The sequence below is a fragment of the Mesorhizobium sp. GW821-FHT04C10 genome (genome assembly GCF_059420305.1).
Map to the genome: position 1 here is coordinate 382,719 of NZ_JBWKTL010000001.1, position 11,914 is coordinate 394,632.

General features: G+C 64.0%; 14 protein-coding genes. 6 read left to right on the forward strand and 8 right to left on the reverse strand.

The genetic code is table 11. From position 1 onward, the window contains the following. The first annotated feature begins 118 nt into the window (after window positions 1-118). On the forward strand, window positions 119-892 hold the full coding sequence (locus tag AC07UC_RS01705) for a gamma-glutamyl-gamma-aminobutyrate hydrolase family protein (protein WP_494903656.1): 774 nt from the start codon (window positions 119-121) through the stop codon (window positions 890-892). On the opposite strand, the gene AC07UC_RS01710 is transcribed toward AC07UC_RS01705, so the two are convergent. The 5 genes from AC07UC_RS01710 to AC07UC_RS01730 all read right to left on the reverse strand — a co-directional run bounded on the left by AC07UC_RS01710 (window position 893) and on the right by AC07UC_RS01730 (window position 4,946). Then, window positions 893-1,291, reverse strand: coding sequence for a hypothetical protein (locus AC07UC_RS01710; RefSeq protein ID WP_246682857.1), 399 nt, complete (start codon window positions 1,289-1,291; stop codon window positions 893-895). An 83-nt stretch (window positions 1,292-1,374) separates the two neighbouring features. Then, entirely contained in the window at window positions 1,375-2,358 is a 984-nt protein-coding gene (locus tag AC07UC_RS01715; protein ID WP_494903657.1) for a 2-hydroxyacid dehydrogenase, read from the reverse strand. Further along, complete coding sequence (locus tag AC07UC_RS01720; RefSeq protein ID WP_140770146.1) at window positions 2,355-3,377, reverse strand: LacI family DNA-binding transcriptional regulator; 1,023 nt, start codon at window positions 3,375-3,377, stop codon at window positions 2,355-2,357. The genes AC07UC_RS01715 and AC07UC_RS01720 overlap by 4 nt, the downstream gene beginning before the upstream one ends. A gap of 78 nt (window positions 3,378-3,455) precedes the next feature. After that, window positions 3,456-4,397, reverse strand: a complete 942-nt coding sequence (locus AC07UC_RS01725) for a DMT family transporter (protein WP_081295048.1) — start codon at window positions 4,395-4,397, stop codon at window positions 3,456-3,458. A 141-nt stretch (window positions 4,398-4,538) separates the two neighbouring features. Next, complete coding sequence (locus tag AC07UC_RS01730; RefSeq protein ID WP_140771348.1) at window positions 4,539-4,946, reverse strand: DUF2000 family protein; 408 nt, start codon at window positions 4,944-4,946, stop codon at window positions 4,539-4,541. A gap of 52 nt (window positions 4,947-4,998) precedes the next feature. Here AC07UC_RS01730 and AC07UC_RS01735 point away from each other — a divergent pair, with 52 nt between their 5' ends. Beyond that, window positions 4,999-5,871: an AraC family transcriptional regulator gene (locus tag AC07UC_RS01735; protein ID WP_494903658.1), complete on the forward strand. Its 873-nt coding sequence runs from the start codon at window positions 4,999-5,001 to the stop codon at window positions 5,869-5,871. A 9-nt stretch (window positions 5,872-5,880) separates the two neighbouring features. On the opposite strand, the gene AC07UC_RS01740 is transcribed toward AC07UC_RS01735, so the two are convergent. After that, entirely contained in the window at window positions 5,881-6,351 is a 471-nt protein-coding gene (locus AC07UC_RS01740; protein ID WP_056569192.1) for a MarR family winged helix-turn-helix transcriptional regulator, read from the reverse strand. Between the two features lie 433 nt (window positions 6,352-6,784). Between AC07UC_RS01740 and AC07UC_RS01745 the strand changes: the two genes are divergently transcribed. Together AC07UC_RS01745 and AC07UC_RS01750 are read left to right on the forward strand one after the other, a co-directional pair. Further along, window positions 6,785-7,849 (forward strand): CobW family GTP-binding protein, encoded by a 1,065-nt coding sequence (locus AC07UC_RS01745; protein WP_494903660.1) that lies wholly within the window; start codon window positions 6,785-6,787, stop codon window positions 7,847-7,849. Window positions 7,850-7,974: 125 nt separating this feature from the next. Next, window positions 7,975-8,949 (forward strand): WD40 repeat domain-containing protein, encoded by a 975-nt coding sequence (locus AC07UC_RS01750; RefSeq protein WP_494903661.1) that lies wholly within the window; start codon window positions 7,975-7,977, stop codon window positions 8,947-8,949. A 2-nt stretch (window positions 8,950-8,951) separates the two neighbouring features. Here AC07UC_RS01750 and AC07UC_RS01755 read toward each other — a convergent pair whose 3' ends face one another. Beyond that, entirely contained in the window at window positions 8,952-9,419 is a 468-nt protein-coding gene (locus AC07UC_RS01755; protein WP_244735269.1) for a hypothetical protein, read from the reverse strand. A gap of 52 nt (window positions 9,420-9,471) precedes the next feature. On the opposite strand from AC07UC_RS01755, the gene AC07UC_RS01760 reads away from it, so the two are divergent. After that, on the forward strand, window positions 9,472-9,903 hold the full coding sequence (locus AC07UC_RS01760) for a MarR family winged helix-turn-helix transcriptional regulator (RefSeq protein WP_140770154.1): 432 nt from the start codon (window positions 9,472-9,474) through the stop codon (window positions 9,901-9,903). 18 nt (window positions 9,904-9,921) lie between these two features. Here the strand turns inward: AC07UC_RS01760 and AC07UC_RS01765 are convergent, their stop codons facing one another. After that, window positions 9,922-10,374 (reverse strand): hypothetical protein, encoded by a 453-nt coding sequence (locus AC07UC_RS01765; RefSeq protein ID WP_140770156.1) that lies wholly within the window; start codon window positions 10,372-10,374, stop codon window positions 9,922-9,924. Between the two features lie 157 nt (window positions 10,375-10,531). On the opposite strand from AC07UC_RS01765, the gene AC07UC_RS01770 reads away from it, so the two are divergent. Continuing rightward, window positions 10,532-11,914, forward strand: coding sequence for an aspartate aminotransferase family protein (locus tag AC07UC_RS01770; protein WP_494903663.1), 1,383 nt, complete (start codon window positions 10,532-10,534; stop codon window positions 11,912-11,914).

Here is an 11,914-nt window from a genome sequence, read left to right on the forward strand (position 1 = left end):
AGTCTAACGAGGAATTTGGTGGCCCATGCGACACGCTGAAACTTGCCATGGAAAAACCACAGCGGATCGCCTATTTTGAAGGCAGGACATACCTTGCCAGATGGAAACCAGAGCCAAAATGCAGCAGCCGCTCGTCGCCATATCGACCGACGTCCGTCAGTTCGACAACTACACCTGGCATGCCGCCCCTCAGCAATATCTGGAAGCCGCCATCACCGGTGCGGGCGTGTTCCCGCTGCTGGTGCCGTCGTTCGGCGACAGGCTCGACTTCGACGAACTTTTGTCCTCGGTCGACGGTGTCATGGTCACCGGCTCGAAATCCAACGTGCACCCCTCGCTCTACGGCGGCGATGCCAGCGAAGCCAACGGCCCTTATGATCCGGCGCGCGACGCCACCACGCTGCCGCTGATCCGCCGGGCGATCGAGCGCGGCGTGCCGCTGCTCGCCATTTGCCGTGGCATTCAGGAGCTGAACGTCGCGCTCGGCGGTACACTGGGCACCGAGATCCAGGAGCGCGAGGGTTCGCTCGACCACCGTGCGCCGGTGAGCGACAAACAGGATGAGCGCTTCGCCATCCACCAGACCATCTCGATCAAGCCAGGCAGCTGCCTGGCTGGCGTGTTCGGCGCCGGCGACATCAAGGTCAACTCGCTGCACCGGCAAGCGATCGACCGGTTGGGATCGAAGCTTGAGATAGAGGCTGTCGCCGCCGACGGCACGGTCGAAGCGGTTTCGGTCAAGGGCGCCCGTGCCTTCGCCGTCGGCGTCCAGTGGCACCCCGAATACTGGGTCAAATCGGACAGCAACTCGGCCAAGATCTTCCGCGCCTTCGGCGATGCGGTGCGCCTGCATGCCGCCGCGAAGGCTGGCGCGCGGGCCGCGGCGGAATAATCAGTCGTCGGTCTTCCGGTCGCCCGCCAGCGACAACAAGGGCGTGGCCGGTGCGTAGGATTCGTAACCATCCCCGTCGGCAACGCTGAAAGCGACAATCGGATCGATGCCGTTGGCGCTGAAGGCGACCGTGCCGTCGTTCTGGTCGCGCCAGAATTTCGCCCGCTCGATGCCCGGCAAGAGCCGGCGGCAATTTGGTGCCACCGTCAACAGCGACAGCCCATCCGAAATCGTGGCTCCGCGCGTCACCGCGCAGGCTCCCTCGTCGCCATTGGCGACCAGTTTGTAGCTGTTGGATGGCACGGTTTCGTCGGCAACGCTTTCACCGCCGCCGCCTTGAAACATTTGAACGCCGCCAAACAGCGCGGTGGCAGCGATCAGGACGGAAAGCGCTTTCATCATTGTTCATCCATTCTTGCGGACGGGATGAATAATGATTTCAAAGGGTTAAGCTGGCGTTAATAAGTGTGGCAAACTGCCACTCAGCCGCGATCCTTGACATGCGCCGTCTCCGGCACCGGTGTCAGCGGCCGGCGTTCGGTGAACCAGGAAACCAGATTGTCGACGCACAGATCGGCCATGGCGCGGCGCGTGTGCTCCGAGGCCGAGCCGACATGCGGCAAAAGAGAGGTGTTGGGGGCGTCGAGCAGCGCCTTGGGCACGTTCGGCTCGTCGGCGAAGACATCGAGCCCGGCTGCAGCGATGGTGCCGTCGGCAAGGGCTGCCGCCAGTGCTGCCTCATCGACCGTGCTGCCGCGGCCGATGTTGACGAAGACCCCGTTGGCGCCGAGCGCCGACAGGATCTCGGCATTGATCGCCTTTTGCGTCGAAGCACCGCCGGGCGCCACCGAAATCAGCGTGTCGACCGCTTCGGCAAGACCTTTCAGCGTCGGATGGTAGTGGTAGGAAAGGCCTTCGACACGGCGCCGGTTGTGGTAGGCGACCGGCAGTCCGAACGCCTCCAGCCGCCGGGCTATGGCCCGCCCGATACGGCCCATGCCAAAAATGCCGACGCGGCGTGCGCGCAAGGTCAGCCGGCTCAGCGGATAGTTGCCCTTGCGCACCCAGCTGCCATCACGCAGCCAGTTTTCCGCGCGCGGCAGGTCGCGGATCGTGTTGATCAGCAGCCCGATCGCGGTGTCGGCGACCTCCTCGGTCAGGACGTCGGGCGTGTTGGTGACCATGATGTTCTTCGCCGCCGCATGGCCGACATCGACCGAGTCATAGCCGACGCCGAAGGAAGCGATGAGCTCGAGATTGGGCAGCGCATCCATCATCGCCGCGCTGATGCCGGCAAAGGAGGCAATGCCACGCACCGTGCGGCGCATCTCCTCGGTGACCAGCGCCGGATCGGCGCGCTCGATCCTCAGCTGTTTGAAGGTGCGGTCGATGCGCCCGACGGCATGGTCGCTGAAGCCCGCCGGCACCAGAATGGCAACGGCTTGCAGCTGTTCGGCCCTGGTCATGCGCGCTCCACCGGTCTGCCGGTCGACTGGCGCACATGCAGCTCCGGCTTGATCAATTCCTGCGAGGGCCGCACTGTCTGCCCGTTGAGCTTGTCGAGCAGCGCGCTGGCGGCGCGTCGGCCAACCTCGCGCTGTCCGTTCCAGACGGTGGTCAGCGCCGGCGTGGCGATCGCCGCCTCCTCCAGATCGTCATAGCCGGTGACCGAGATGTCGATGCCCGGCACCAGGCCGGCTCGCGCAATGCCGTTCATCAGGCCGATGGCGACGAGATCGTTCCAGCAGCAGGCGGCGGTCGGCCTGTCCTTCAGCGCCAGGAACTGTCCGGCCGCCTCGAAACCGGCCTGCTTGGTGCGCGGGCCGGCGATGCGCCAGGACGGCCTGACCTCGAGCCCGGCCGCCTCCATGGCATTGACATAGCCCTGGTAGCGGTCGCGGCCGGTCGAGGTCTGGTCGGTGCCGCCGATCATGGCGATGCGCTTGTGGCCGAGCGAGATCAGATGGTTGGTGGCAAGCCCGGTGCCATAGGCGTCGTCGCCGCGAAAGACCGGCACGTCGGCACCCTCGACGGTGCGCGCGATCAGCACCGCCGGCAGGCCGTTCTCCTCGGCCATCAGGATGTCGGAAGCAGGCGTGCCGATGGCCGGCGACATGATGACGCCGTCGGCGCCAAGCTGCAGCAGCGTATCGATGAAGGTGCGCTGCTTCTCGAGCTGGTCATAGTGATTGGACAGGATGAAGGTCTGCCGGCTGCGGTCGAGTTCGCTTTCGATCGAGCGCAATATCTCGGCGAAGAACGGGTTCATGATGTCGTGCACGACGACACCGACAATGCCCGAGCGCGAGGTGCGCAGGCTGGCGGCGCGGCGGTTGTAGATATAGCCGATGGCGCGCGCATGTTCCTTGATGCGGTCGCGCGTGGAGCCGGCAACCAGCGGGCTGTCGCGCAGCGCCAGGGACACGGTGGCCGTGGACACGCCGAGTGCATCGGCGATCGTCGAAAGCTTGATTTTTTGTGCCAGCGCCTTGCGCTCCCCGAACGACCTGAATTGCGACCTAAACTGTTTAAAGGCGGCGTTATGCCACCGATCGGGAGCAAATCAAAGTTTTTTTGCCAGCGCTTCCGCCTCGACATCGGAGGCCGCGCGGCTCCGCAGCCGGAGCCGGTGCTCGCGATGGACGATGTAGAGGCCGCTGGCAACGATGATGGCCGCGCCGACCAGTGTCCATCGGTCGGGAAACTGCTTGAAGACGATCCAGCCGGAAATGATCATCCACACCATCTGCGAGTAGGGATAGGGGGCGAGCGCGGTGGTCGTCGCCAGCCGATAGGCCTGCACCAGCAGCCAATGCCCGACACCGCCGAACACGCCAAGCATGAGCAGGACGAACCAGTGCCAGCCATCATGCGGCAGCGAGAATGAGAACGGCAGCATGGGCAAAAGCAGCACCGCCGGCGCCAGCGCCGAGAACAGGATCAGGCTTTCCGACGTCTCGGTGGCCGACATGCGGCGCGTCATGATGACATAGAAGCTGTTCGACAGCATCGAGCCGAGCGCGAAGAGATGCCCGATACCGAAAACGCCGACACCCGGCCTTGTGATGATCAGAACTCCGGCGAAGGCGGCGAGGATGGCCAGCCAGCGCCGCCAGCCCGCCCATTCGCCAAGCAGCGGCCCGGCAAGTGCGGTGATCACCATCGGCCCGAAGAAATAGATCGACGTCGTCTCGGCCAGTTGCAGGGAGCGGAGCGCAAGGATGTTGCACATGGTCGAGCCGAACAGGAACACACCGCGCAGCACATGCGCCGGCAGGTTGACCGGGCGAAACCGCATGGGTTGCCGCCAGCCGCGCAGCAATGCGCCGACCAGCACGACATGCACGGCAAAGCGAACCCAGGCGACGATCAGCGCGGAAACGCCGGCCAGGACGAGATATTTGCTTGAGGTGTCGAGGAAAGTGAAGAAGACATAGGTGGCAAGCATGCACAGGATCGCCACCGGCGGCGTCGCGCTTTCGACATATCTCTGGGAAGCACTCACTTGCAGGCCGGGGAAAAGCTGGGCTGGAACCCACCTTTGCGGGAATTGTGGCTTGCCGGCAAGCCAATTGTCGCCCGCTGCTGCGCCAAAGCCGGCTGGCACAACAACAGAAGCCGGCAGGCTTAGGCCAGGCTTCCCCTGCTATGCGTGCATGCGGGCGCCTTTGGTGATCTTGTCGACGAGCTTCTTCTCGGCGCGCAGCGCGACGCCGACCACCTTGGCGTCCTCGGGCGCGAACTCGGCGAAGACGGCGCGGTTGGCGGCATCAAAGCCGGTCGAGAACATCTCCTCGACATAGAGCGAAGTCGTCACGCCGCGCTCCAGCGCGCGCCGTTGGATCGCGCCTACCGTCGCCTGGTCGGCCGACAGCACGATGACCGGCTGTATCGACAGGGGGTTGTAGAGATTGCCGGCGCGGTCGCGATAGGGCTCGCCGATGATGTCGGGAAACTGCGCGACGATGCCGCTGGTCAGGAAGGCGGTGACATTGAGTTTCTGCCAGACGGGCAGGTCTTCCCGCAGGACGATTGCAAATTTCGTATCGAACATGAGAAAATGGACCATTCGAGGTTGGGCCTCGACTGCGAGGCCGAAGGAGACGATGGCGTTGGAACTAGACCGCCAGGCCTTCGAGGGTCTTGGACGTTTGTGCGCCGATGCGGCTGAGAACTGCATCATTTCCGCTCCCGACCCCGCGGGGATGGAGCGGATCGAGGCGCGGTTCCACGGCAGTGCCTTCGATCTGCATCGCCATGACACCTACGCGATCGGGGTGACGATGCAGGGCGTGCAGACATTTCGCTATCGCAGTGCTGCGCGGATAAGCCTGCCCGGCCAGATCATCGTGCTGCATCCCGACGAACTGCATGATGGCGGCGCCGGCACCGAGGACGGGTTGCGCTACAGGATGCTCTATCTCGAACCGTCGCTGATGCTGGACTGCCTTGGTGGCGCGTCCCTGCCCTTCGTCGGCGATGCCGTGGTGAGCGACGACACCTTCTGCGCAACGCTGCTCTCGGCACTGGGGCCGCTGCAACAGGAACTCGACGAGTTGTTTGTCGACGACTTCCTGACGCAATTGATGCAGAGCCTGGCGCGGCATGCCGGCCAGCCGGCGAAGCCGATGGCCAGGACGGCCTGGCGGGCCGCCGCCCTGGCGCGGGACTATCTCACGGAGAACGTCACGCGCCCCGTGCGTTCCGGCGAACTGGAAGCCATCACCGGACTCGACCGCTACGCCTTGTCGCGGCATTTCCGCGCCGCTTTCTCGACCAGCCCGCATCGTTTCCTGGTGATGCGCCGGCTTCAACACGCGCGGCGGATGATCACCGCCGGCGAACCCCTGGCGCAGATCGCCGTCGAGGCCGGCTTCACCGACCAGAGCCACTTCAACAGGCAATTCAAGAAGGCGTTCGGCATGACGCCGGGACGCTGGTCCTCGCTGATCCGGGATTCTATCCCGGCGGCAGCCTGACCGCTGCGATCAGTCGTCCGACTCGGCGTCGTCGTCGATCAGCACCAATTCCTCGTTGGAGAGGTTGGCCTCGATGCGGGCAAGCAGCTTGAACAGCGCCTTCTGATCCTTCTTGTCGAGGCCCTTCAGCGCCTGCTTTTCGGTCTTCTTCACCGACTTCTCGATGGCGCGGATGGTTTCCCGGCCGGTGTCGGTGAGAAAGATGTGCGCCTGGCGGGCATCGGCTTCCGATGCGCGCTTTTCCAGAAAACCCTGCGCCTGCAGCCGGTTGATGGTCTTGGTAATGGTCGGCGGGCGCACGCCAAGGCGACCGGCAAGATTACCCGGCGTCTGGCCGTCCTCGCGGTCGAGCGCCAGCATGATCTGGTCCTGGCCGGCATAGAAGCCGTGCGCGAGAAGCCGGGCCGCCAACGCGGTTCTTGCCAGCCTGGCCGCCGAATGCAGCCGGCTCATTGTTGCAGTCTTGTCCGCCTTGGCCATGGTCATCCCTCTTCGGCCGTGCCGGTGCGTGGAGCATAGACGCAGCCGGCCGGTTGGCAATCGACGATAGAAAAGATTCCGGCGCTCCAAACAGCTTTGCCGGCAAGCATTGCGGTGTCCGCCGTGGTGATGCCAGATGTTTATTTCAGTTAGATGACAAACGAGTTTCTGAAATACCGGATTCACGGCGACCGCGTCCCAGGCGCGACGTGACATTGACAGCCCCTGCCAAGACGCCTCCCTTGTCGTTCCCGCCTTTCAGCATCGCCGAGGCGCGGATCTTTCCCCCGACAGTAACCACAGGGATAGTCATGGCCGGCCGCTTTGGCCCATTGGTTTACCCCGTGCAAAAGCCCGAAACACACCCTATATGGGACCAACAATCCCTTTTTCACGGCCTGGATTTTCAAGGCCCGGTCATTCGAGGCAAGCCATGAGCGACGCACAGACGCAGATCCCCGTAACCGTTCTCACCGGCTATCTCGGCGCCGGCAAGACGACGCTGCTCAACCGCATCCTGTCGGAGAACCATGGCAGGCGCTACGCCGTCATCGTCAATGAATTCGGCGAAATCGGCATCGACAACGACCTGATCGTGGAATCCGACGAGGAAATCTACGAGATGAACAATGGCTGCGTCTGCTGCACGGTGCGTGGCGACCTGATCCGCGTCGTTGAGGGCCTGATGCGCCGCCCCGGCCGCTTCGACGCCATCGTGGTCGAGACCACCGGTCTCGCCGATCCGGTGCCGGTGGCACAGACCTTCTTCATGGACGACGACGTGCGCTCCAAGACCAAGCTCGACGCCGTGGTGGCGCTGGTCGACGCCAAGCATCTGCCGCTCAGGCTCAAGGATTCCAAGGAGGCCGAGGACCAGATCGCCTTTGCCGACGTCGTCGTGCTCAACAAGACCGACCTTGTCACTCCGGAAGAACTCGCCAAGGTCGAGGCGACGATCCGCGCCATCAACCCGGCGGCCAGGATCCACCGCACCACGCGCGCCGGCGTCGCCCTGTCGGAAGTGCTCGACCGCGGCGCCTTCGACCTGTCCCGGGCGCTGGAAAACGATCCGCATTTCCTCGAGGCGCATGACGACCACCATCATCATGACCACGATCACGATCACGATCATCATGACCATGATCATGACGGGCATGACCATCATCACCATGACCACGCGCACGCTTCCGACATCCATGACGTGACGGTGCAGTCCGTGTCGTTGCGCGGCGGCGAGATGGACCCGAAGAAGTTCTTTCCGTGGATCGAGAAGATCACCCAGATGGAAGGTCCGAACATCCTGCGGCTGAAAGGTATTATCGCGCTCAAGGGCGATGACGAGCGCTATGTCATCCAGGGCGTGCACATGATCATCGAAGGCGACCACCAGCGCGCCTGGAAGGATGGCGAGAAGCATGAGAGCCGGCTGGTGTTCATCGGCCGCGAACTGGATGCCGAGCGGCTGAAGAAGAGTTTTGATGCCTGCCAGGCGGCTTGATTTCCAAGCCTTATAACGCTAGCGCTGCCTTTTTTCCTTCTCCCCTTGTGGGGGAAGGTTGGCGCCACACCTGGCCGCGCTGGCGACTTCCAGGGATGGCGACAAATCTCATTGGAACGGTTCTGATGCCCACAGTCGCCCCCCTCGATCTCGAAGGCCATTGCCTCGCCGCCGTCTTCCTTGGCGATGTGCCGCATTTCGCGCTCGCCGATGGCGCCATCCATCGGCTCGACAACGGCCACAAGACAACGCAGGCGAATGACGGGTTGCTCGCCACCTTCCACGATGCGGCGAACGATCGGCTGATCACCGGCGGCGAGGACGGCAAGGTGTTTTCCGTTGCTGCGGGCGGCAATGTCGGGGAATTGGCCAGCGCCGGCAAAAAGTGGATCACCAGCGTCGCCGCCGGGCCGCAGGGCGCCATCGCCTATGCCACGGGCAAGACCGCCTTCGTGCGCTTCGCCGATGGCAAGACCAGGGAATTCGCCCATCCGCGTTCGGTCGAGGGTCTGGCGTTTTCGCCCAAGGGCATGCGCTTCGGCGTCGCCCGCTACAATGGCGCGACGCTGCATTTTCCGGCCGCCGAGGGCAAGCCGGTGGAGCTCGAATGGGCCGGCGCCCACACCGGCATCACCTTCTCGCCCGATGGCGCCTTCCTCGTCACAACGATGCAGGAGAACGCACTGCATGGCTGGAAGCTGGCCGACGGCAAGCACATGCGCATGAGCGGCTATCCCGGCAAGGTCAAAAGCCTGTCATGGAGCGTCAAAGGCAAATGGCTGGCGAGTTCCGGAGCCCCGGCGGCGATCGTCTGGCCATTTTCCGGCAAGGACGGGCCGATGGGCAAGGCGCCGCTTGAACTCGGTACGCGCGGCAATACGATGGTGACCTGCGTCGCCTGCCATCCAAGCCAGGATGTCGTGGCGATCGGTTATGACGACGGCATGGTGATCGCCGCCCGTTTCGCAGATGCCAAGGAAGTGTTGTTGCGCCGGCAGGGCAAGGGCGCCATCACATCGATGATGTGGGACAAGGAAGAACGCCGCATCGCCTTCGGCAGTGCCGCCGGCGACTGCGGGGTTATCGACATCACGGCCTGACCTCACCGCGCCCGCGCGGCCAGCCGAAGAGGCTTGCGGCGCAGCGACAGCCCATCGCGCATGTTGAGCGACAGCAGTGCGATGTTCGTCGCGCCGGCTACCAGTTCGATCGTCTGGACGATCACGAAAAGGCTGTCGAAGCGACCGGCCGCGGCAAAGCCGCTGAGCAGGAAGGCCGAGGGCACGAGCACCAGCAATCCATTGGCGGCGATGATGCGCATGCGCCGCGCTTTGCGTGCCACGACCGGGCTCTTCCAGCCTTTGCCGAGTGAGAAGCCCGACGCGCCGGCGATGATCATCGCCGGTATGAGCACAGCCATGCCGGCCAGCACGTAGTTCTTGACCGCTGTAATCGCGGCCGTGTCGCCGAGCAGTTCAACAGTGGCCGTCGACAGCCAGAAAGCAGAAACCGTGATGAGGGCGACGGCGCCCGCCGCTGCATGAATTTTGGTTTTCATCTTCATCTCCATAGCAAGCTATATATCATTGCATAGCATGCTATTCAACCATTATCTGGTGGGCATGGCATTTCAGAAGGAACGATCCGCCGGATTCCTGGCCAACCACATGGCGCGGTTGTTTGCCAACGGGCTGCAGCAGCGCATCCGGCCGCTTGGCCTGGCGCCCGCCCAGTTCATGACGCTGCTGGCGCTGTGGGATGAAGATGGCCTCACCCAACGCGAGCTCGTGCGGCGTCTCAACGTGGAACAGGCGACAATGGCCAACACGCTGATCCGCATGGAACGTGACGGGCTGATCGAACGACGCTTGCACCCCGAAGACGGGCGCTCGCAGTCGATCCATCTCACCGCGAAGGCGGTTGGCCTGCGCGAGCCGGCGACACAGGCCGCGCGTTTACAGAACGAGGTCGCCCTGACCGGCTTCAGCGAAGACGAGCGGCTGGTGTTTCTCGACCTGATGCGACGCGCCATCGCCTCGATGCAGGCAGGCTGACACGACCGATCGGCGAGTCTACTCGGCTCCGCACGACACCTTGCCCGTCAATTCAGCCGGCTTGCCATCCTTGTCCTTGTCGGCGGTGCTGTCATAGACGGCAAGCGTGTACCGGCCGTCATAGACGCCTTCGTCACTCGCCTTGGTCAGGATCGTCAGTTCGACTGAATCGAAGGTGTCCGCCACCTCGTGCTCGTGGTAGATGTTCAGCCGCAGTTCCTTGTCGTCCAGCCAGTACTGGGTCAGGTTGGAATCCTCGAACGCCGTCTTGCGCAATCCATCGCCAGCCGGCCTCGCCTTGATTTCGAGATCGCCGCGAAAGTTGAAGGTCGGGCCGCCCATGCCCCTGGTGACGCCGGCGCCGACGTCGAATGTCACCGCCGTATCGTCGACGTTGCACCAGATGCCGCCAGAGGCGAAGGCCGGGGCGGCCGACGCCAGAAGCATTGCCACACAGATGATTGTTCGCATCCTTGGTCCCCCACACCAATTCCCGCTCATATTGGCGCTGACTTCGACAGCACGGTCAAGCGGCGCTGCCAGACGCTGAGCCAATGCAGAACAGACGCGCGGCCAATTGCGGTTGCGGACATGGATTGGCTAAGAGGGACCAGCCAGAGGGGTTTCCATGCACAGCAGCGACAGTTCAACGACGTCCATCGGCGGCATCAGCCGTGACCGAATCGCACAATTGCGCGAGACCGAGGGGGCGGCCTTCCGCGCGGCGCGGCCGAAATCGCAAGCCAAGGTCGGTAACGGCCTGCCGGGCTTCTTCGGCGGCGTGCCGATGCACTGGATGAATGACTGGCCGACACCGTTTCCGATCCTGGTCGACAGCGCCAGGGGCGCCACGATCACCGACATAGACGGCAACAGGCTGGACGATTTCTGCCTTGGCGATACCGGTTCGATGTTCGGCCATTCGCCGCCGCCGGTGGGGCGCGCCATCCGCCGCCAGGCCGGGCGCGGCCTGACCTACATGCTGCCTTCGGAAGACGCGCTTGCCATTGGGCCGCTGCTGCAGCAGCGCTTCGGCCTGCCGTTCTGGCAGATTGCGACAACGGCGACCGACGCCAACCGCTTCGCGCTGCGCGTTGCCCGCGCCGTCACCGGGCGCGAAAAAATCCTGGTCTTCAACGGCTGCTATCACGGCTCGGTCGACGAGACGATGGTGCGGCTGGTCGACGGCAAGCCGGTCAACCGGCCGGGGCTGGCGGGCGAATTCCGCGACCTGACGCGCACGGCCAAGGTCATCGAGTTCAACGACGTCGCCGCGCTTGAGGCCGCGCTGAACGACCGGGACGTCGCCTGCGTCATCGCCGAGCCGGTGCTGACCAATTCCTGCATGGTGCTGGCCGACCCCGGATTCCATGACGCGCTGCGCAAGCTGACACGCGAAACCGGGACGCTGCTTTTGATCGATGAGACGCACACCATCTCGACCGGCCCCGGCGGCTACACCAGGAAATACGGGCTTGATCCGGACTTCTTCGTGCTGGGCAAGCCGATCGCCGGCGGCGTGCCGGCAAGTGTGTGGGGCATGAGCGAGGAAGTCGCTTCCCGCTACGCCGACTACAACCGGACGAAAGAGCCCGGCTATTCCGGCATGGGCACGACGCTGTCGGCCAACCCGCTGCAATTCGCCACCATGCGCGCCACGCTCGAGGAGGTGATGACGCCGGAGAACTATGACCGCATGGATCATCTCGCCCGGCGTCTGGATGCCGGGCTGACCGGGGTGATCGACCGCTACCGCCTGCCCTGGCATGTCGCCCGTGTCGGCGCCCGCGTCGAGTTCATCTGCGCACCCGGCCCGTTGCGCAACGGTGCGGAGGCGGAAGGCGCGCACGCGCCGGAACTGGAAGCCGCCATCCATGTCGCGCTGGTCAATCGCGGCGTGCTGATCGCGCCCTTCCACAACATGATGCTGATCTCGCCGGCGACCAAAGGCAGCCAAGTGAACCGGCTGATCACCGCCTTCGGCGCGGTTGCGGCAAAGCTTGCGGCATGA